We start from the raw sequence: 16,488 nt of genomic DNA on the forward strand, positions 1-16,488 counted from the left end.
GACCCCGACTTTGTACCACCCCCCGGCACGCGTCCCGGGGACTCAGATCGTGGGACGGGAGGGGGCTTCGATGCGGGCCGCGAGCGGCCGATCACCTAGGGTTGTAGGGATCTTCGTCACACCCCCTGGAAGGGGCGATCTCCGAGTGTCCACGCAGGAACACGACCCAATGGCTGCTTTCGGTGCCAACGAATGGCTCATCGAGGAGCTCTACGAGAAGTACCGGAAGGACAAGAAGTCCGTCGATCCCGCTTGGTGGGACTTCTTCGAGGACTACGACGGCGGCGCGGGCGCGAACGGCAACGGCGCAGCCCTGCCCGCGGCCGAGTCGGCCAAGCACGCAGCGAAGGCGCCGACGGCGCCCCCTCCGCCGGCAGCCACGCGCCCCGCGGACGGCGGGCGCCCGGGCAGCCGGCCGAGCGCGTCGGTGACCCGTGAGGCGGCCTTGCACATCGACTCCCGGGCCGAGCAGCCGGCCACCGAGCAGATTCGCTCGGACCTGCCGCCGGCCCCGCCCGTGGCCGCCCAGCCGCCCACGTCGTCCTACGTCGCCAACCTCGGCGCCGCCCGGGAGGAGGCCGAGCCCGCCCAGGCCCAGGACGAGACGGTCAAGCTGCGCGGCGTCGCCGCGCGCACCGTGAAGAACATGGAGACCAGCCTCGAGCTGCCGGTCGCCACCTCGGTGCGCGCCGTGCCGGCCAAGGTCATGGTCGACAACCGCATCGTCGTCAACAACCACCTGTCGCGCTCGCGCGGCGGGAAGATCTCCTTCACGCACCTCATCGGCTACGCCATGGTCGAGGCGCTGGCCGAGATGCCGGACATGAACTACTCCTACGCCGAGACCGAGGACGGCAAGCCCGCCGTGTTCCAGCCGGCGCACGTGAACTTCGGCCTCGCCATCGACCTGCCCAAGCCGGACGGCACCCGCACCCTCGTCGTGCCGTCGGTGAAGGCGGCCGACGAGATGGACTTCGCCCAGTTCTGGGCGGGCTACGAGGACCTCGTCCGCAAGGCCCGTAACAACAAGCTCACCGTCGAGGACTACGCCGGGACCACGATCTCGCTGACCAACCCCGGCGGCATCGGCACCGTGCACTCCATCCCCCGCCTGATGAAGGGGCAGGGCACGATCGTCGGCGTCGGCGCGATGGACTACCCCGCCGAGTTCGCCGGCTCCTCCTCCGCCACGCTGGCCCGGCTCGGGGTGTCCAAGGTCCTGACGCTGACCTCGACCTACGACCACCGGATCATCCAGGGCGCCGCCTCCGGCGAGTTCCTCAAGATCATCGAGAAGAAGCTGCTCGGCACCGACGGCTTCTACGACCGCGTCTACACGTCTCTTCGGGTTCCCTACGAGCCCGTGCGCTGGATGCGCGACGTTGAGTACAGCCCGGAGAGCGAGCTGGGCAAGCCGGCCCGCATCGCCGAGCTCATCCACGCCTACCGCTCGCGCGGCCACCTCATCGCGGACACCGACCCGCTGGCCTACCGGCAGCGGCGCCACCCCGACCTCGACATCGCGAACTACGGCCTGACCCTGTGGGACCTGGAGCGTCAGTTCCCCACGGGCGGGTTCGGCGCCAGCACCCGGGCGCCGCTGCGCGACATCCTCGGCCAGCTGCGTGACGCGTACTGCCGCACGATCGGCATCGAGTACATGCACATCTCCGAGCGGGCCCAGCGCAGCTGGTTCCAGGAGAAGCTCGAGGCGCCCTACGCCAAGCCGTCGAGCGAGCAGCAGCTGCGGATCCTCAAGAAGCTCGGTGCGGCCGAGGCGTTCGAGACGTTCTTGCAGACCAAGTACGTGGGCCAGAAGCGCTTCTCCCTCGAGGGCGGGGAGTCCCTCATCCCGCTGCTCGACGTCATGCTCACCGGTGCGGCTCAGGAGGGCATGGACGAGGTCGGCATCGCCATGGCCCACCGCGGCCGCCTCAACGTGCTGGCGAACATCGCGGGGAAGTCCTACCGGCAGATCTTCTCTGAGTTCGAGGGCAACCAGGACCCGCGCACCGTCCAGGGCTCCGGGGACGTGAAGTACCACCTGGGCACCGTGGGCACCTTCACCGCCCCCGACGGCGAGGAGACGAAGGTCTACCTGGCCGCCAACCCCTCCCACCTCGAGGCCGCCGACGGCGTGCTCGAGGGGGTCGTGCGCGCCAAGCAGGACCGGATCGACCTGGGCGAGCAGGGCTTCTCCGTGCTGCCCGTGCTCATCCACGGCGATGCCGCGTTCGCGGGGCAGGGCGTGGTCACCGAGACCCTGCAGCTGTCGCAGCTGCGCGGGTACCGCACCGGCGGCACGATCCACATCATCGTGAACAACCAGATCGGGTTCACGACCGGGCCGTCGAGCTCACGCTCGTCCTACTACCCCACGGACATCGTCAAGGGACTGCAGATCCCCGTGCTCCACGTCAACGGGGACGACCCCGAGGCCGTGGCGCGGGTGGCCGAGCTCGCCTTCGAGTTCCGCCAGAAGTTCCACAAGGACATCGTCATCGACCTGGTGTGCTACCGCCGTCGTGGTCACAACGAGGGTGACGACCCCTCGATGACCCAGCCGGTGATGTACGCCCTCATCGAGAACAAGCGCTCGTCGCGCAAGCTGTACACCGAGGCGCTGATCGGGCGCGGGGACCTCACCGAGGAGCAGGCCGAGGAGGCGCTGAAGGACTACCAGCGCGAGCTGGAGCGGGCCTTCACCGAGACCCGCGAGAGCGGCTGGACGCCGCCGGAGTCCGCCGACCAGGTGGCGGGGCTGGAGCGGCCGGAGTCCCAGCGCGAGGACGCCGGCACGATGGTGGGTTGGCAGACCGCCGTGCCCACCGAGGTGCTCGAGCGGGTCGGGCAGGCGCACGTGCGCCCGCCGGAGGGCTTCACCGTCCACCCCAAGCTGCTCAAGCTGCTCCAGCGGCGCGAGCAGATGACCCGCGAGGGCGGGATCGACTGGGGCTTCGGCGAGATCCTCTCCTTCGGGTCGCTGCTCATGGAGGGCACGCCGGTGCGTCTGGCCGGCCAGGACTCCCGGCGAGGCACGTTCACCCAGCGTCACGCGGTGCTGCACGACTACCACACCGGCGCCGAGTGGACGCCGCTGGTGTACCTCACACCGGACCAGGCGAAGTTCTGGATCTACGACTCCTCGCTGAGCGAGTACGCGGCCCTGGCCTTCGAGTACGGCTACTCGGTGGAGCGCCCGGACGCCCTGGTGCTGTGGGAGGCGCAGTTCGGCGACTTCGTCAACGGCGCGCAGACCGTCATCGACGAGTTCATCTCCTCCTCCGAGCAGAAGTGGGGCCAGAACTCCTCCCTCGTGCTGCTGCTGCCGCACGGCTACGAGGGTCAGGGCCCGGACCACTCCTCGGCGCGCATCGAGCGGTTCCTCCAGATGTGCGCGGAGCAGAACATGGTGGTGGCGCAGCCGTCCACGCCGGCGAACCACTTCCACCTGCTGCGCCGGCAGGCCTACGCCCGCCCGCGGAAGCCGCTCGTGCTGTTCTCCCCCAAGCAGCTGCTGCGCCTGAAGGCGGCGGCGTCCTCGGTGGAGGACTTCACCACGGGCACCTTCCGCCCGGTCGTGGGCGAGGTGGAGTCGCGCGTGCGGGACGCGGCCGACAAGGTCCAGCGGGTCCTGCTGTGCTCGGGCAGGGTCTACTACGACCTCGCCGCGCACCGCCTGAAGACCGAGGACCCGACGACAGCGATCGTCCGGCTCGAGCAGCTCTACCCGCTCGAGCTCGACCAGATCGCCGCCGAGCTGGCCGCGTTCCCGAACGCCGAGGTCGTGTGGGTGCAGGACGAGCCGGAGAACCAGGGCCCCTGGACCTTCGTGTCCGACCACCTGGGTGAGGCCCTCGGGGGCCGCTCGCTTCGTGTGGTGTCCCGGCCCGCCGCGGCATCGCCGTCGACCGGCTCGCACAAGCGGCACGTGGAGGAGAACGCCGACCTGATGACGCGGGCGTTCGCCCGCTGACCCCTTCAGTGGAGTGGTGAGATGTCATCTCCTCCGTGAGATGTCATCTTCTCCGTGAGATGTCATCTCCTCCGTGAGATGTCATCACGAGGGCCGGACCCGGACCATCCCGGGGCCGGCCCTCGGCCGTTGCACGCCACCGACGCCGCCCCTCTCGGCCAAGCACCCGCCCTTCCGCGACACCGCCCCCGGCACGGACGCAGCGTCAGACTTCCCGCGCGGCGCCCCGGCGACGGCCGGTCGAGCGGGCAGGATGGGAACCACACCACCATGAAGGAGGACGTGTGGGCGACTCCCCGCTGCGGATCTGCGTGATCGGTGACGAGCTCACCGCCGGCATGGGGGACGCCCGCGGCCTGGGCTGGGTCGGCCGCGTCATCGCCCGCACCCCGACGGAGGAGCCCGCCTTCGTCGCGCAGCTCGCCGTGCCGCACGAGAACACCACCGAGCTGTCCGCCCGCTGGGAGACCGAGACCCAGCGCCGGTTCACCCCGATGGCCGACAACCGGCTCGTGCTGGGGCTCGGCGCGACCGACCTCGAGGAGGGGCTCTCGCTCGCCCGCTCACGCCTGAACCTGGCGAACATCCTCGACGGCGCCTCCTCCAACCGCATCGCCTGCTTCGTGGTGGGACCGCCCCCGCGCACCGACCTCGACGCCGACACCCTCGCGGCCCTGTCCGACGCGTTCGCCGACGTGTGCCACCGCCGCCACATCCCCTACGTCGAGACGTTCGCGCCGCTGCGTGCCCACGAGCAGTGGCACGCGGACGTCGCCGCGTCCGACGGCGTGCACCCCGGCCAGGCCGGCTACGGGCTGCTCGCGTGGCTCGTGCTGCACAACGGGTGGCACTCCTGGCTGGGCCTTCCCGAGGCCGGGTGACCCTGCGGGGGCACTCGCACCCCAACCGCACGATGCGCCCACGTCGCACCGCACACCCGCGAACCGGCGGCCAGGCGGAAGGTCCTAGACGCCCTTGGCTACAGTGGCAGGGTGCCCGTCGATCTCGGACTCCCCCTCCCGCGCGCCGCGACCGCTGCGCCGCCGGCGCCCGTCGTGGGCGCCGAGACGCGGCCGGCGGTGAGCACCGCCGCCCGCCCGGACACCTCCGCGCTCGTGGACCGGTTCGGCCGCGTCGCCCACGACCTCCGCGTCTCCCTCACCGATCGCTGCAACCTGCGCTGCGAGTACTGCATGCCGCCGGAGGGCTTCGACTGGATGCCAACGGCGCAGGTGCTCGCCGACGACGAGGTCATCCGCCTCATCACCATCGCCGTCGAGCACCTCGGCGTCCGCGAGGTGCGTTTCACGGGCGGGGAGCCGTTGCTCCGCAAGGGCCTCGAGCGGATCGTCGCCGCCACGTCAGCGCTGCGCACCGCCGACGGTGAGGTGCCGGAGTCGTCGCTCACCACCAACGGCCTGGGCCTGGCGCACCGCGCCGGCGCCCTGGCCGAGGCCGGCCTGGCGCGGGTGAACATCTCCCTCGACAGCCTCGACCGGGAGACCTACGCCACCCTCGCCCGCCGCGACCGCCTTCCCGACGTGCTCGCCGGTATCAACGCGGCCGACGCCGCCGGGCTCAAACCTGTGAAGATCAACTCCGTGCTCATGCGTGGGCTCAACGAGGCGCACGCGCCGGACCTGCTCGCCTTCGCGCTCCGGCGCGGCTTCGAGCTGCGGTTCATCGAGCAGATGCCACTCGGCCCGCCGGAGATGTGGAAGCGCGGGGACATGCTCACCGCCGAGGAGATCCTGCAGATTCTCGGCACCCGCTTCGACCTCACTCCCCAGGACCCCGCCGAGCGCGGCGCCGCACCGGCGGAGCTGTTCACCGTCGCCCCCACCGACGACGTCCCCGGCGGCACCGTGGGCGTCATCGCGTCGGTCACCCAGCCGTTCTGCGGTGCCTGCGACCGCACACGGCTGACGGCGGACGGCCAGGTCCGCACCTGTCTCTTCTCCCGGACCGAGACGGACCTGCGTGCGATGCTGCGCGGCGACGCCGACGACCAGTCGATCGCCGAGGTGTGGCGCATCGCCATGTGGGGCAAGCTCGCCGGCCACGGCATCGACGATCCCGGATTCCTGCAGCCCCAACGCCCCATGAGTGCCATCGGAGGATGACATGAGCCTGACCACCCACGACGCGACGGCGACCATGACCGTCCAGCTGCGCTACTTCGCCGCCGCCGCCGAAGCCGCCGGCGCCCCCTCGGAAGAGGTGACGCTGCCCGTTGGCGCTACCGCGAAGGACCTCCTCCAGGCGATCGGCGCCGAGCGCCCGGAGCTGCGCCGGGTGCTCGACATCTCGAGTCTGCTGGTCGACGGCGTCGTCCGCGAGGACCGCTCGCTCCCCCTTCAGACCGCCGGGACGCCGACCGCCCTTCGCGTAGACGTGCTTCCGCCCTTCGCGGGCGGCTGAGCCGACAAAGCAAACCAACCGAACGTAGGGCCCGCCGTTTCGACGGCGGGCCCTACGTCCTTTTTCGGACATGTCGGCGCAATTGACAGGCATTTGATTCGGGCTGTTCCAAGAGAAACAATTCCACAAGACTACGTGTTCTAAATACCCGGGACCAATCTCCCAGCAATTCGACCGATATCACGGGACAAGATGTCACAAGTCCGCCGCTGCGGTGCATTGTCGAGTCGAACCCCGAGAGGCCCCACCCCATGTCCCAGACCGTCCAAGAGACAACCAGCGCGGTGCCACGCCGCAGGTTCCTGAAGTGGTCCGCCGCCGCCGGCGGCACGACCGCCCTGGTCGGGGCGGGAGCCTACTTCGGCGTACTGCCCGGCATCGGCGCTGCAAACGCGGCGACGGCAACCTCCGGCCTGGACGTCGACAAGACCGTGTGGTCCTCCTGCAACGTCAACTGCGGGTCCCGCTGCCCGCTGCGCATGCAGGTCAAGGACGGCCAGATCGTCCGAGTGCTACCGGACAACACCGGCGACGATGAGATCGGCACCCAGCAGATCCGGGCCTGTGTGCGCGGTCGGTCGGTCCGGCACCGGATCTACAACCCGGACCGCCTCAAGACGCCGATGCGCCGCAAGCCGGGCACCAAGCGCGGCGGCGGCGAGTGGGAGGAGATCACCTGGGAGGAAGCGTTCGACACGGTGGCCGGGGAGCTCAAGCGCATCCTCGACGAGTACGGGAACGAGGCCGTCTACATCAATTACGGCACGGGCACCCTCGGGGGCACCATCGCCTGCAGCTGGCCGCCGAACCAGAGCCCGGTCGCCCGCCTGATGAACTGCCTCGGCGGTTACCTGAACCACTACAACACTTACTCCTCCGCTCAGATCACCTCGGCAACCCCCTACACCTACGGCACTAACGCCTCGACGAACAGCAATGACGACTGGGCTAACGCCCGCCTCGTCGTGATGTTCGGGTACAACCCGCTCGAGGTCCGGATGTCCGGTGGTGGTGAGACCTTCGTCGCTCAGAAGGTCAAGAAGGACTCCAACGTCCGCATGATCGTCATCGATCCCCGTTACACCGACACGGCACTGGACCTCGCCGATGAGTGGATCCCGATCCGCCCCGGTACGGACGCTGCACTGGTGGCTGGCATCGCGCACGTGATGATCAGCGAGGGCCTGCAGGACCAGGCTTTCCTCGACTCCTACTGCGTCGGCTTCGACGACGAGCATCTGCCCGAGGGCATCCCGGCGGGCAGCTCGTACAAGTCCTACATCATGGGCGCCGGCCCCGATGGCGTCGAGAAGACCCCCGAATGGGCAGCCACAATCACAGGGATCCCCGCCCAGACGATCGTTCGGCTCGCCCGCGAGATCGGCGCCGGTCCGGTCGCGATCAACCAGGGCCTCGGTCCGCAACGCCACGCGAGTGGCGAGAACACAGTGCGCGCTGCACATGTCCTGGCCTGCATGACGGGTTCGGTGGGGATCTCCGGCGGCGGCACGGGCGGCCATTCCGGCAGCTACTCCCTGCCGATGGCCAACCCCTGGGTCAAGCAGAACCCGGTCGAGACCGCGATCTCCGTCTTTATGTGGACGGACGCCATCGATCACGGTCCCGACATGACGGCGACGAAGGACGGCATCCGGGGCAAGGACAAGCTCGACGTCCCACTGAAGTTCATGTGGAACTACGGCGGCAACGCCCTGATCAACCAGCACTCCGACCACAACCGGACGGCTGCTCTCCTCCAGGATGAGTCGAAATGCGAACTCATCGTCGTCATCGACAACGTCATGACCTCATCGGCGCGGTTCGCCGACATCCTCCTGCCGGACGTCACCTCGGCGGAGCAGCTTGACATCATCAAGCAGGGTCAGTCAGGGACGCTCGGCTACACCATCGTCGCCGACCAGGTCATCGACCCTCTCTACGACTGCAAGACCACCTTCGAGATGATGTCCGAGATCGCAGAGCGACTCGGCGTCCTCGACGCCTTCACGGAGGGGCGGACGCAGGAGGGATGGGTCCGCCACGTCGTGGACGAGTCCCGGAAGGAAATTCCGGAGCTCCCGTCGTTCGACGAGCTGCGCGAGTCGGGAATCTGGAAGACCACGGGTACCACCAAGATCGCTCTGAAGGACTTCCGGGAGGACCCGGAGACGAACCCCCTCGAGACGCCGTCGGGAAAGATCGAGATCTTCTCCGAGAAATTGTGGGACCTGGCCAACGAGTGGGAGCTCACCGACGGCGACAAGATCACCGCCGTGCCGGAGTACGTGCCCACGTGGGAGGGCGCCGAGGAGGCGAAGACCAACCGCAAGTACCCCCTGCAGATGATCGGTCACCACTACAAGCAGCGCACCCACTCCTCCTACGGGAACGTCGACTGGATGCTCGAGGCACACCCGCAGGTGGTGTGGGTCAACCCGATCGACGCAGGAGACCGTGGCATCGGCAATGACGATCTCGTCGAGGTCTTCAACGACCGTGGTCGCGTCCGGATCCCCGCGCGGGTGACCCCGCGCATTGCCCCTGGCGTCATCTCGATCCCGCAGGGCTCGTGGTACACGCCGGACAAGGACGGGGTCGACACCGGCGGGTCGGTCAACACGCTGACCACCTGGCGCCCCTCCGCACTGGCGAAGGGCAACCCGCAGCACACGAACCTCGTCAACGTCGAGAAGGCCTGAGGGTAGGAGAACACGATCATGGCTCAACAACTTGGATTCTCCTTCGACCAGACCCTGTGCAACGGCTGCAAGGCCTGCTCGGTCGCGTGCAAGGACAAGCACGACCTACCCGTGGGGGTGACCTGGCGCCGCGTCGCGGAGTACTCCGGCGGCACCTGGCAACAAGACGGCGACACCTTCGTCCCCAACGTCTTCGCCTACTACACCTCCATCGCCTGCAACCACTGCGAGAACCCCGTCTGCGTGCAGGTCTGTCCCACCACCGCGATGACCCAGGGCGAAGACGGCATCGTCACCGTCGACCAGGACAAGTGCGTCGGCTGCCGCTACTGCGAGTGGGCCTGCCCCTACTCCGCCCCCCAGTTCAACCCCGACACCGGACACATGACCAAGTGCGACATGTGCGCCGACTACCGCGCCGAGGGCGAAGACCCCGCCTGCGTCGCCGCCTGCCCCTCCCGCGCCCTGGGCTGGGGACCCATCGACGACCTGCGCGCCGAACACGGCACCCTCGCCGGCGTCGAACCCCTGCCCGACCCCACGATCACCCGGCCCCGCCTGGTCATCACCCCCCACCGCGACGCCCAACCCACCGGCACCGGCACCGGCGCCCTGGCCAACCCCGAGGAGCTCTAAGCCGTGAACACCCACGAGCTACCGATGATGATCTTCACCATCGCCGCCCAGATGTGCGTCGGCGCCTTCGTCGTCCTCGGCGTCATCCAGGTCGTCGCCGCCCGCCGCTACGGCAAGGACGCCATCGACAAGATCACCGACCCCACCCTCTACGCCATCGGCCCCGTCATGGTCCTCGGGCTCATCGCCTCGATGTTCCACATGAACGACGTGACCAACACCCTCAACGTCATCCGCCACGTCGACTCCTCCTGGCTGAGTCGCGAGATCGTCTTCGGCACCGGCTTCGCCGCCCTCGGCTTCGCCTTCGCCGCCGCCCAGTGGTTCAAGTGGGGCACCACCCGCCTACGCCAGGCCCTGGCCCTGGTCACCGCCGCCGTCGGCCTGGGCCTGGTCTGGTCCATGTCGATGATCTACTACACCCTCACCACCGTCCCGGCCTGGAACACCTGGGCCACCCCCGCCCAGTTCTTCACCACCACCTTCCTCCTCGGCGCCCTCGCCGTCGGCACCGCCTTGATGAGCACGCTCATGTGGCGCCGCCGCCAGGCCGCCAAGACCGGCACCGAATACACCACCGACGAACACGCCCGCACCATGCTCGCCACCACCCTGCGCAGCCTTGGCATCACCGCCATCGCCCTCCTCGGCGTCGAGTTCCTCATCGTGCCTCTCCACATCGCCAACCTCTCCGCGACCGGCGGCGCCGCCGCCCAGTCCGCCACGGTCTTCACCGGCGCCTGGTTCATCGCCCGCCTCGTCCTGGTCTTCGCCGGCGCCGGCCTGCTCACCGTCTTCCTCATCCGCTACGCCACCACCCGCGCCAACCCCCGCACCCTCGCCATCCTCACCACCACCGCGTTCGTCCTCGTCCTCGCCGGCGAATTCATCGCCCGCTCCCAGTTCTACGAATCCATGACCCGCATCGGCATGTAGAACCGAGTACGCCGTCCAGACCGGCGAACGACGGCGGCCCCGGCAGGATCACCTGCCGGGGCCGCCGTCGTGCGATTGCTGTGGGTGCTGTGCGGGCAACGCCGTTCGAAAGGCCTTCGCACTCTGAGGCTCAGGCGCTGCCGGTCCACTCGTGCGAGCCGTCGGGGAACACCTGACGCTTCCACACGGGCAGGCGGCGCTTGATCTCCTCGACCAGCTCCGCCGTCGCGGCGAACGCCTCGGCCCGGTGCGCGCCGGAGACGGCGGCCGCCAGCGCGACGTCTCCCACCCGCAGGATGCCCACCCGGTGCACGACGGCGACCGCGTCGATCGGGAACCGTGCGGCGACGTCGGCGGCCACCTCGGCCACCAGCTCGCCGGCGGAGGGGTGGCCGACGTACTCGATCTCGGTGACGGCGCGGCCGCCGTCGTGGTTGCGCACCACCCCGCCGAAGGTGACGACGGCGCCCGCGGCGGCGTCGGCCACGGCGGCGGCGCACTCGGCGACGTCGACGACGCCGTCCCGCACCTCGGCGAGCACCACCTTGCGGGCGGGCGGAGCCAGGCGGGAGGTGTCAGGGGTCGCGGGCACGGCGGGCTCGCTCATGCGTCGGCCGTGGCGTCGGTCCGGCCCGCGGCGGTCGCCGGGGCCGCGACGGACGCCCCGGCGGTCGCCGGGGCCGCGGGCTGCCAGGCGGCGACGAGGCGCTCGACCTCGGCGATCCGCTCCCCCACCGCCACGGCCTGCGCGGCGCTGTCGCCACCGGCACGTGCGCCGGCCAAACCGACCAGGAACGCGGTCAGGGGCGCACCGGGCCGGGTGGGGCCGTGCGCGACGTCGCTGATGAGCCGGAGCAGCGGCGTGGAGTTGGCGTCCATGACGGCCCGGTCCACCCCGAGCTCGGCGCACACGCCGTCGAGCCAGCGGTTCATCGTGGCCATCTTCTCGGTCTCGTCGCCCCTCATGCCTGCTCCACCACGACCTCGTTCATCCACTTCCACGCGGCGACCGTCGCCGGGAACCCCCGGGTGGTCAGGCCGAACAGGATCACCTGCTCGATCTCGGCCTCGCTCGCCCCCGCAGCCAGCGCCTTGCGCACGTTGGAGCGCACCGCGCCGTCGGCCTGCGAGCCGATGGCGATGCCCAGCTTCACCAACCGGGTGGTCTTCTCGTCCAGCGGGCCGGCCGCATCGACCGCCCGGGCCAGGGCGTCCTGCTGGTCGGCGATGTCGGCGAACCGCTCGCGGAAGCTGACGTACACATCGGGCAGGTGCTCGGGCATGGGTGCTCCTTCACAGAACGGATCTGGCCTGTTGCCGGGCGGGCCCCATGGTCCCACAGGGCGCCCCTCCCATTCTGGCCCCCTCACGGCCGCAGGGGCTGGGGCCAACGACCCGGGACACCGGGCGCCGGGCCCGGACGCGACCGAAGGACGCTCCCCCCGGTGCGACGTCCGTCACCGGCGGTGGGGCGGCTCGTGGGGCGAAGGGCCCACGACCGGCGGTGATCGGCAGCGGAAGATAGGTGGATCAAAGACCCCGACCAGCATGAAGGAGGAACGCCATGTCGGCCACGACGACGCCACCTCAGACCACGGCCACCCCGTCAGCCGCAGACCGTGCCTCCGCCGTGCTGACGGACCGCCAGGCGCTGCCCGCACACCTGGACGCGTTCGCCGGGGCGTTCACCGCCCTGGCCCAGCTGCTCCGGTCCGCTCCGGACGAGCAGGTGCTGGCCGGGCTGCGCGACCCCCAGCTGCTGGCCGAATGGCCCATCGAGGACGTCGACTGCCAGCGCGGGACGGCACTCCTGGCCGAGTCAGTGGGGGCGCGCGAGGACGTCGGGCGGATCCGTCGTGACTACAACCGGCTGTTCTTCGGCCCCGAGAAGATGAAGGCCCCGCCCTACGAGTCGGTGCACCGTTCGGACGAGCACCTGCTCTTCGAGCGCGAGACCATGCAGGTCCGTGCGGCCTACGCCACGTTCGGCCTGGCCGCGCCGCGGCTGAACCGCGAGCCCGACGACCACATCGCGCTCGAGCTGGAGTTCGTCGGCACCCTGTGCGTGCGCGGCCTGGACGCCCTCGAGACCGGGGACGAGGCCGAGCTCGCCCTCGTGGTCCGCGGCATCTGCGCGTTCCTGGACGAGCACCTCCTCGCCTGGGCGCCCCGCTGCCTGACCCAGGCCGCCAACGCCTCGACCACGTTCTTCTACCAGGGCGTCGCGGCGCTCGGGCTCGGAACGCTCACCCGCGCCCGGGCCGTCTTCCTGCCATGAGCCCCGCCGCGGGCCTGCGTGGCGTCCAGGGCTGGCTGCGCCACCTCGACGACGTCGACCTCGAGCTGGCGTGCACCGAGCATCCGGCGCCCGAGGCCGGGCCCGCGGGCCGCTCGGTGGTGCGCCTGACCACGTGCGCCGCCGCGGTGCCCGTGCACGAGCTCGTCGAGCTGCTGCTCCTGGGCGCGGACCGCGTGCGGGTGCGGCTGGACGGCTGCGGCGACGCCGACGGCGCCCGGGCCCACCTGGCGCCCGTGCTCGGCGTGCTGGCCGCGGCCGGCGTGGACCGGCTGTCGGTGAGCGAAGCCGCCGCGGCAGAGCCGGCGACCGGCAGCCCCGGACTCCGTCGCCTGCGGCACCCGCGCGGGCTCCGCCGGCGTCCAGTCCTGGACGCCGGCCACATGCCTCTGCCGCGCCGGCAGGTGCTGGGCCTGCCCGGGCGGCCCGGCCGCGACCTGCCCGGCGAGCACCTCGATCCTCAGGAGCGCCTGGTGGCGGCGGTACGGGCCCTCGTGCCCGACGGCGCCGCCGGGCTCGACACCCTCGCCTCCCCCGCGCCGCGGCTCGCGGCCCAGGGCTGCACCGCGTGCGGCGTGTGCGTGCAGGCGTGCCCCGCTGACGTTCTGCGGCTGCGGCACGCCGGCGGCGTGACCACGCTGCTGCACGAGCCCGCCGGGTGCGACGGCTGCGGGGACTGCGTGGCGATGTGCCCGCAGGACGTGCTCACCCAGGTCGGGACCTGGCCCTGGGCGGACGTCCTGGCCGGGCCCACCGCGGCCGTGACCACCCTCATGACGGCGCGGTGCGAGCGGTGCCGCACCCGGTTCCCCACCACGAGCGGGGACCGGCTGTGCCCGGTGTGCCGGTACCGGCGGGCGAACCCGTTCGGGTCCTCCATGCCGCCGGGGGTGCTCGCAGGCGCGGGCCGGTAGGACGGATCCGCGGCCGGCCGCTCGGACGCCCGCGCCCGCCGCTACCGGCCGTTGTCCCCCAGCCACTACCGGCCGTTGTCCCCCAGCACGGCGCGCTGGTAGTCCTTGCCGCTCTCCACGGACAACCATGCCAGCACGAGCCGGCCGAGGGTCTGCCACACCTTGACCTGGGCCTCCCGCGCGAGCCGGGACCCAAGCTCGGGCAGCACCGGCACGAGCTCGGCGTCGATGACCTCGCGCTCACGGACCCGCAGCGCCTTGCCCTTGGCCATGTCCCCCGCGCCCCAGGCCGCCGCCTCCTGCCGGCACAGGTCGGCCACCTCACGCACGTAAGCGACGACGTCGAGCGCGGGCGCCACGATGGCCGCGTGGTCGCGGCCCAGGGACGCGGCGTCGGCGGCGGGCTGCCGGCGCCCGGCCCCGCGGGCGAAGGCGTCCAGGGTGATCAGGTCGGCCCAGAACATGCCCGCGTCGTCACCGAGCCAGCGGGCGCCGGCCCGCCAGGCCGCGGAGGGGCCGCCGTCGCGCAGGGCGGTGATCGCCGCCTCGTCCATCGTGAGCACCTGGCCGACGGCGGCCCACGCCTCGGCGCGGTCACCGGCGGCCTGCGCGACCTGCCGGGCGAAGGCGCCGACGGTCTCGTCGGCCGGGGCCGGGGCGGGCTCCCAGTCACCGAGCCGGCCGGTCACGGGCGGTCCTCCCCGGCCGTGGGGGCACCCGGGGCGAGGACGGACGTGCGGGCGACCGAGAGGGCGCCGGAGACGGACTTGGCGGTGAGGAAGCAGACGTCCTGGCCGCGCCGGTCCTCGAAAGTGGCGGCGGCCAGGCCGGACGCGCGCCGGTCGACGCCGTCGACCGTGACCGCGCCGGAGACGGTGCGCGCGGTCATCGACAGCCCGCTGCCGGTGGGCAGGTCCACGCGCATGGCCCCGGAGACGGTGGCGAGATCGACCATCGAGGTCGCCGCGGAGGTGGCCACCGCGACGGCGCCGGTGACCGTGGAGACCTCCACCCGCGCCAGCAGGCCGGAGAGCGTGGTGCGCCCTGCGGCGGTGCTGACCCGGACGGGGCCGTCGTGCTCGAGCACCTCGACGGTCCCGGACGCGGACCGCACGGCCACGGCCCCACGGCACCCGGTGGCCCGGAGCAGCGCGGAGGCGGTGGCGAGGGTGACGTCCTCGGTGACGCCCTGGACGACGGCGTCCGCGGTCGCCGTCGCGACCGTCACCACGGTGGCGGCCGGGACGAGCACGCGCAGGCGGGCGGTGTCGCCGGAGCGGAACGAGCGCAGCCGCTTGACCCAGCCGTCCCAGCCGAGGAACGGGTAGCCGATGGTGAGCCGCCCGTCCTCGACCTCGAGCTCGAGCGGGTTGCCGGTCACCTTCTCCACGACGACGTGCACGTGCGGGGCGTCGTGGCGCTCGACGCTGACCCGGCCGGCGACGAGCTGCACCCGCAGCGCGCTGACCTGCTCGACGTCGTGGGCGGAGGGTCCGGGGACGATCCAGGAACGGGTAGCCATGGGCCCGACCCTACGCGCCGGGCTGGACCACGAGCTTGCCGAACATGTCTCCGGCGGCGAGCCTGGCCAGCGCGTCACCGACCGCGTCCAGGGGCACGACGTCGTCGACGACGGGCCGCGCGCCGGTGGCCAGGAGCATGCCCTGCAGGTCCTCGAGCTGGGCGCGGGTGCCCATGGTGGTGCCGATCACCCGCAGGGACCGGAAGAAGATTCGGTTCAGCTCCGCCGGGGGCATGGCGCCCGACGTGGCACCGGCCAGCGCGACCGTGCCGCCCGGTCGCAGGGCCTTGAGCGAGTGCGACCAGGTGGCCGCGCCGACCGTCTCGATGACGGCGTCGACCTGCTCAGGCAGCCGCGCGCCGGTCTCGAAGGCGTCGTGGGCGCCGATGTCGGCGGCGAGGGCGCGGCGGGCCGCGCTGCGGGAGGTCACCCACACCCGCAGCCCCGCGGCCCGGCCGAGCACGATCGCGGCCGTGGCCACGCCCCCGCCGGCGCCCTGCACGAGCACGGTGTGCCCCGGCCGCAGAGCGGCCGCGTCGAAAAGCATCCGGTAGGCGGTCAGGTAGGCCGTGGGCAGGGACGCCGCCTCGGTCCAGCTCAGGGCGGGGTCCTTGGGCACCACGTTGCGGGCGGGGACCCAGACGTGCTCGGCGAGGGTGCCCGGGTGCAGCTCGGACAGCAGGGTCCGGCGGGGGTCGAGGGTCTCCTCGCCCTGCCAGGCGGGGCTGGGCACCACGGAGTGCACGATGACCTCGGTGCCGTCGTCGAGAACACCGGCGGCGTCGGTGCCCAGGATCATGGGTAGCCGGTCCGCCGGCAGGCCGACCCCGCGCAGGGAGAACAGGTCGTGCTGGTTCAGGGCCGCGGCCCGCACGGTCACCCGCACCCAGCCCGGCAGCGGTGGGCCGGCGTCCGGCAGATCTCCCACGCGCAGGCCGCGCAGCGGCTCCTCGGGATCCTGGCTCTCGACGTAGGCGCACCTCATGGGGGTCACCCTAGGCGGCCCTCCGGAGGCCCCGTGGGGTGATGGTCCCGCACCATGGGCCTCGGCCTGTGGGCAGCCCGCCTGGGCGCCGGGCATGCGAAAG

Annotated in this window: 15 protein-coding genes; 9 read left to right on the forward strand and 6 right to left on the reverse strand. The window is 71.5% G+C overall.

All coding sequences use genetic code 11. From position 1 onward, the window contains the following. Window positions 1-169 precede the first annotated feature (169 nt). The 7 genes from FE374_RS13555 to FE374_RS13585 all read left to right on the forward strand — a co-directional run bounded on the left by FE374_RS13555 (window position 170) and on the right by FE374_RS13585 (window position 10,668). On the forward strand, window positions 170-3,976 hold the full coding sequence (locus tag FE374_RS13555; RefSeq protein WP_230978311.1) for a multifunctional oxoglutarate decarboxylase/oxoglutarate dehydrogenase thiamine pyrophosphate-binding subunit/dihydrolipoyllysine-residue succinyltransferase subunit: 3,807 nt from the start codon (window positions 170-172) through the stop codon (window positions 3,974-3,976). A 284-nt stretch (window positions 3,977-4,260) separates the two neighbouring features. Then, entirely contained in the window at window positions 4,261-4,857 is a 597-nt protein-coding gene (locus FE374_RS13560; RefSeq protein ID WP_223173539.1) for a GDSL-type esterase/lipase family protein, read from the forward strand. A gap of 111 nt (window positions 4,858-4,968) precedes the next feature. Further along, the gene (gene moaA, locus FE374_RS13565) at window positions 4,969-6,099 is read left to right on the forward strand and encodes a GTP 3',8-cyclase MoaA (protein WP_139929717.1); all 1,131 of its coding nucleotides are present in this window, start codon (window positions 4,969-4,971) and stop codon (window positions 6,097-6,099) included. Between the two features lies 1 nt (window position 6,100). Then, window positions 6,101-6,397: a MoaD/ThiS family protein gene (locus FE374_RS13570; RefSeq protein WP_230978312.1), complete on the forward strand. Its 297-nt coding sequence runs from the start codon at window positions 6,101-6,103 to the stop codon at window positions 6,395-6,397. 251 nt (window positions 6,398-6,648) lie between these two features. Next, window positions 6,649-9,096, forward strand: coding sequence for a DMSO/selenate family reductase complex A subunit (locus FE374_RS13575; protein WP_139929718.1), 2,448 nt, complete (start codon window positions 6,649-6,651; stop codon window positions 9,094-9,096). An 18-nt stretch (window positions 9,097-9,114) separates the two neighbouring features. Then, the gene (locus FE374_RS13580; RefSeq protein ID WP_139929719.1) at window positions 9,115-9,732 is read left to right on the forward strand and encodes a DMSO/selenate family reductase complex B subunit; all 618 of its coding nucleotides are present in this window, start codon (window positions 9,115-9,117) and stop codon (window positions 9,730-9,732) included. A 3-nt stretch (window positions 9,733-9,735) separates the two neighbouring features. Further along, window positions 9,736-10,668, forward strand: a complete 933-nt coding sequence (locus FE374_RS13585) for a dimethyl sulfoxide reductase anchor subunit family protein (protein ID WP_139929720.1) — start codon at window positions 9,736-9,738, stop codon at window positions 10,666-10,668. Window positions 10,669-10,798: 130 nt separating this feature from the next. Here the strand turns inward: FE374_RS13585 and FE374_RS13590 are convergent, their stop codons facing one another. The 3 genes from FE374_RS13590 to FE374_RS13600 are packed head-to-tail and all read right to left on the reverse strand — an operon-like array spanning window position 10,799 to window position 11,951. Continuing rightward, window positions 10,799-11,275, reverse strand: coding sequence for a molybdenum cofactor biosynthesis protein MoaE (locus FE374_RS13590; RefSeq protein WP_179957316.1), 477 nt, complete (start codon window positions 11,273-11,275; stop codon window positions 10,799-10,801). Continuing rightward, window positions 11,272-11,634, reverse strand: a complete 363-nt coding sequence (locus tag FE374_RS19390) for a DUF6457 domain-containing protein (protein WP_179957317.1) — start codon at window positions 11,632-11,634, stop codon at window positions 11,272-11,274. Before FE374_RS19390 ends, FE374_RS13590 begins: the two co-directional genes overlap by 4 nt. Then, window positions 11,631-11,951: a carboxymuconolactone decarboxylase family protein gene (locus tag FE374_RS13600; protein WP_139929721.1), complete on the reverse strand. Its 321-nt coding sequence runs from the start codon at window positions 11,949-11,951 to the stop codon at window positions 11,631-11,633. Before FE374_RS13600 ends, FE374_RS19390 begins: the two co-directional genes overlap by 4 nt. 281 nt (window positions 11,952-12,232) lie before the next feature. Between FE374_RS13600 and FE374_RS13605 the strand changes: the two genes are divergently transcribed. Together FE374_RS13605 and FE374_RS13610 are read left to right on the forward strand one after the other, a co-directional pair. Next, window positions 12,233-12,946 (forward strand): TorD/DmsD family molecular chaperone, encoded by a 714-nt coding sequence (locus tag FE374_RS13605; protein WP_139929722.1) that lies wholly within the window; start codon window positions 12,233-12,235, stop codon window positions 12,944-12,946. Then, window positions 12,943-13,878: an NADH-quinone oxidoreductase subunit I gene (locus tag FE374_RS13610; protein ID WP_139929723.1), complete on the forward strand. Its 936-nt coding sequence runs from the start codon at window positions 12,943-12,945 to the stop codon at window positions 13,876-13,878. Before FE374_RS13605 ends, FE374_RS13610 begins: the two co-directional genes overlap by 4 nt. A 65-nt stretch (window positions 13,879-13,943) precedes the next feature. Here the strand turns inward: FE374_RS13610 and FE374_RS13615 are convergent, their stop codons facing one another. The 3 genes from FE374_RS13615 to FE374_RS13625 are packed head-to-tail and all read right to left on the reverse strand — an operon-like array spanning window position 13,944 to window position 16,385. Beyond that, on the reverse strand, window positions 13,944-14,567 hold the full coding sequence (locus FE374_RS13615) for a hypothetical protein (protein ID WP_139929724.1): 624 nt from the start codon (window positions 14,565-14,567) through the stop codon (window positions 13,944-13,946). Then, window positions 14,564-15,400 (reverse strand): DUF4097 family beta strand repeat-containing protein, encoded by an 837-nt coding sequence (locus FE374_RS13620; protein WP_139929725.1) that lies wholly within the window; start codon window positions 15,398-15,400, stop codon window positions 14,564-14,566. The genes FE374_RS13615 and FE374_RS13620 overlap by 4 nt, the downstream gene beginning before the upstream one ends. Window positions 15,401-15,410: 10 nt before the next feature. After that, window positions 15,411-16,385 (reverse strand): zinc-binding dehydrogenase, encoded by a 975-nt coding sequence (locus FE374_RS13625; RefSeq protein ID WP_139929726.1) that lies wholly within the window; start codon window positions 16,383-16,385, stop codon window positions 15,411-15,413. Window positions 16,386-16,488: the final 103 nt, after the last annotated feature.

Origin of the sequence: Georgenia yuyongxinii (assembly GCF_006352065.1) — a bacterium.
Classification (GTDB): Bacteria; Actinomycetota; Actinomycetes; order Actinomycetales; family Actinomycetaceae; genus Georgenia; species Georgenia yuyongxinii.

What these genes read in the sequence shown, in the direction of transcription:
- FE374_RS13625 (WP_139929726.1), bottom strand. Translation starts at nt 16,385, where the DNA reads ATGAGGTGCGCCTACGTCGAGAGCCAGGATCCCGAGGAGCCGCTGCGC.
- FE374_RS13555 (WP_230978311.1), top strand. Translation starts at nt 170, where the DNA reads ATGGCTGCTTTCGGTGCCAACGAATGGCTCATCGAGGAGCTCTACGAG.
- FE374_RS19390 (WP_179957317.1), bottom strand. Translation starts at nt 11,634, where the DNA reads ATGAGGGGCGACGAGACCGAGAAGATGGCCACGATGAACCGCTGGCTC.
- FE374_RS13610 (WP_139929723.1), top strand. Translation starts at nt 12,943, where the DNA reads ATGAGCCCCGCCGCGGGCCTGCGTGGCGTCCAGGGCTGGCTGCGCCAC.
- FE374_RS13580 (WP_139929719.1), top strand. Translation starts at nt 9,115, where the DNA reads ATGGCTCAACAACTTGGATTCTCCTTCGACCAGACCCTGTGCAACGGC.
- FE374_RS13575 (WP_139929718.1), top strand. Translation starts at nt 6,649, where the DNA reads ATGTCCCAGACCGTCCAAGAGACAACCAGCGCGGTGCCACGCCGCAGG.
- FE374_RS13605 (WP_139929722.1), top strand. Translation starts at nt 12,233, where the DNA reads ATGTCGGCCACGACGACGCCACCTCAGACCACGGCCACCCCGTCAGCC.
- FE374_RS13590 (WP_179957316.1), bottom strand. Translation starts at nt 11,275, where the DNA reads ATGAGCGAGCCCGCCGTGCCCGCGACCCCTGACACCTCCCGCCTGGCT.
- FE374_RS13620 (WP_139929725.1), bottom strand. Translation starts at nt 15,400, where the DNA reads ATGGCTACCCGTTCCTGGATCGTCCCCGGACCCTCCGCCCACGACGTC.
- FE374_RS13600 (WP_139929721.1), bottom strand. Translation starts at nt 11,951, where the DNA reads ATGCCCGAGCACCTGCCCGATGTGTACGTCAGCTTCCGCGAGCGGTTC.
- FE374_RS13570 (WP_230978312.1), top strand. Translation starts at nt 6,101, where the DNA reads ATGAGCCTGACCACCCACGACGCGACGGCGACCATGACCGTCCAGCTG.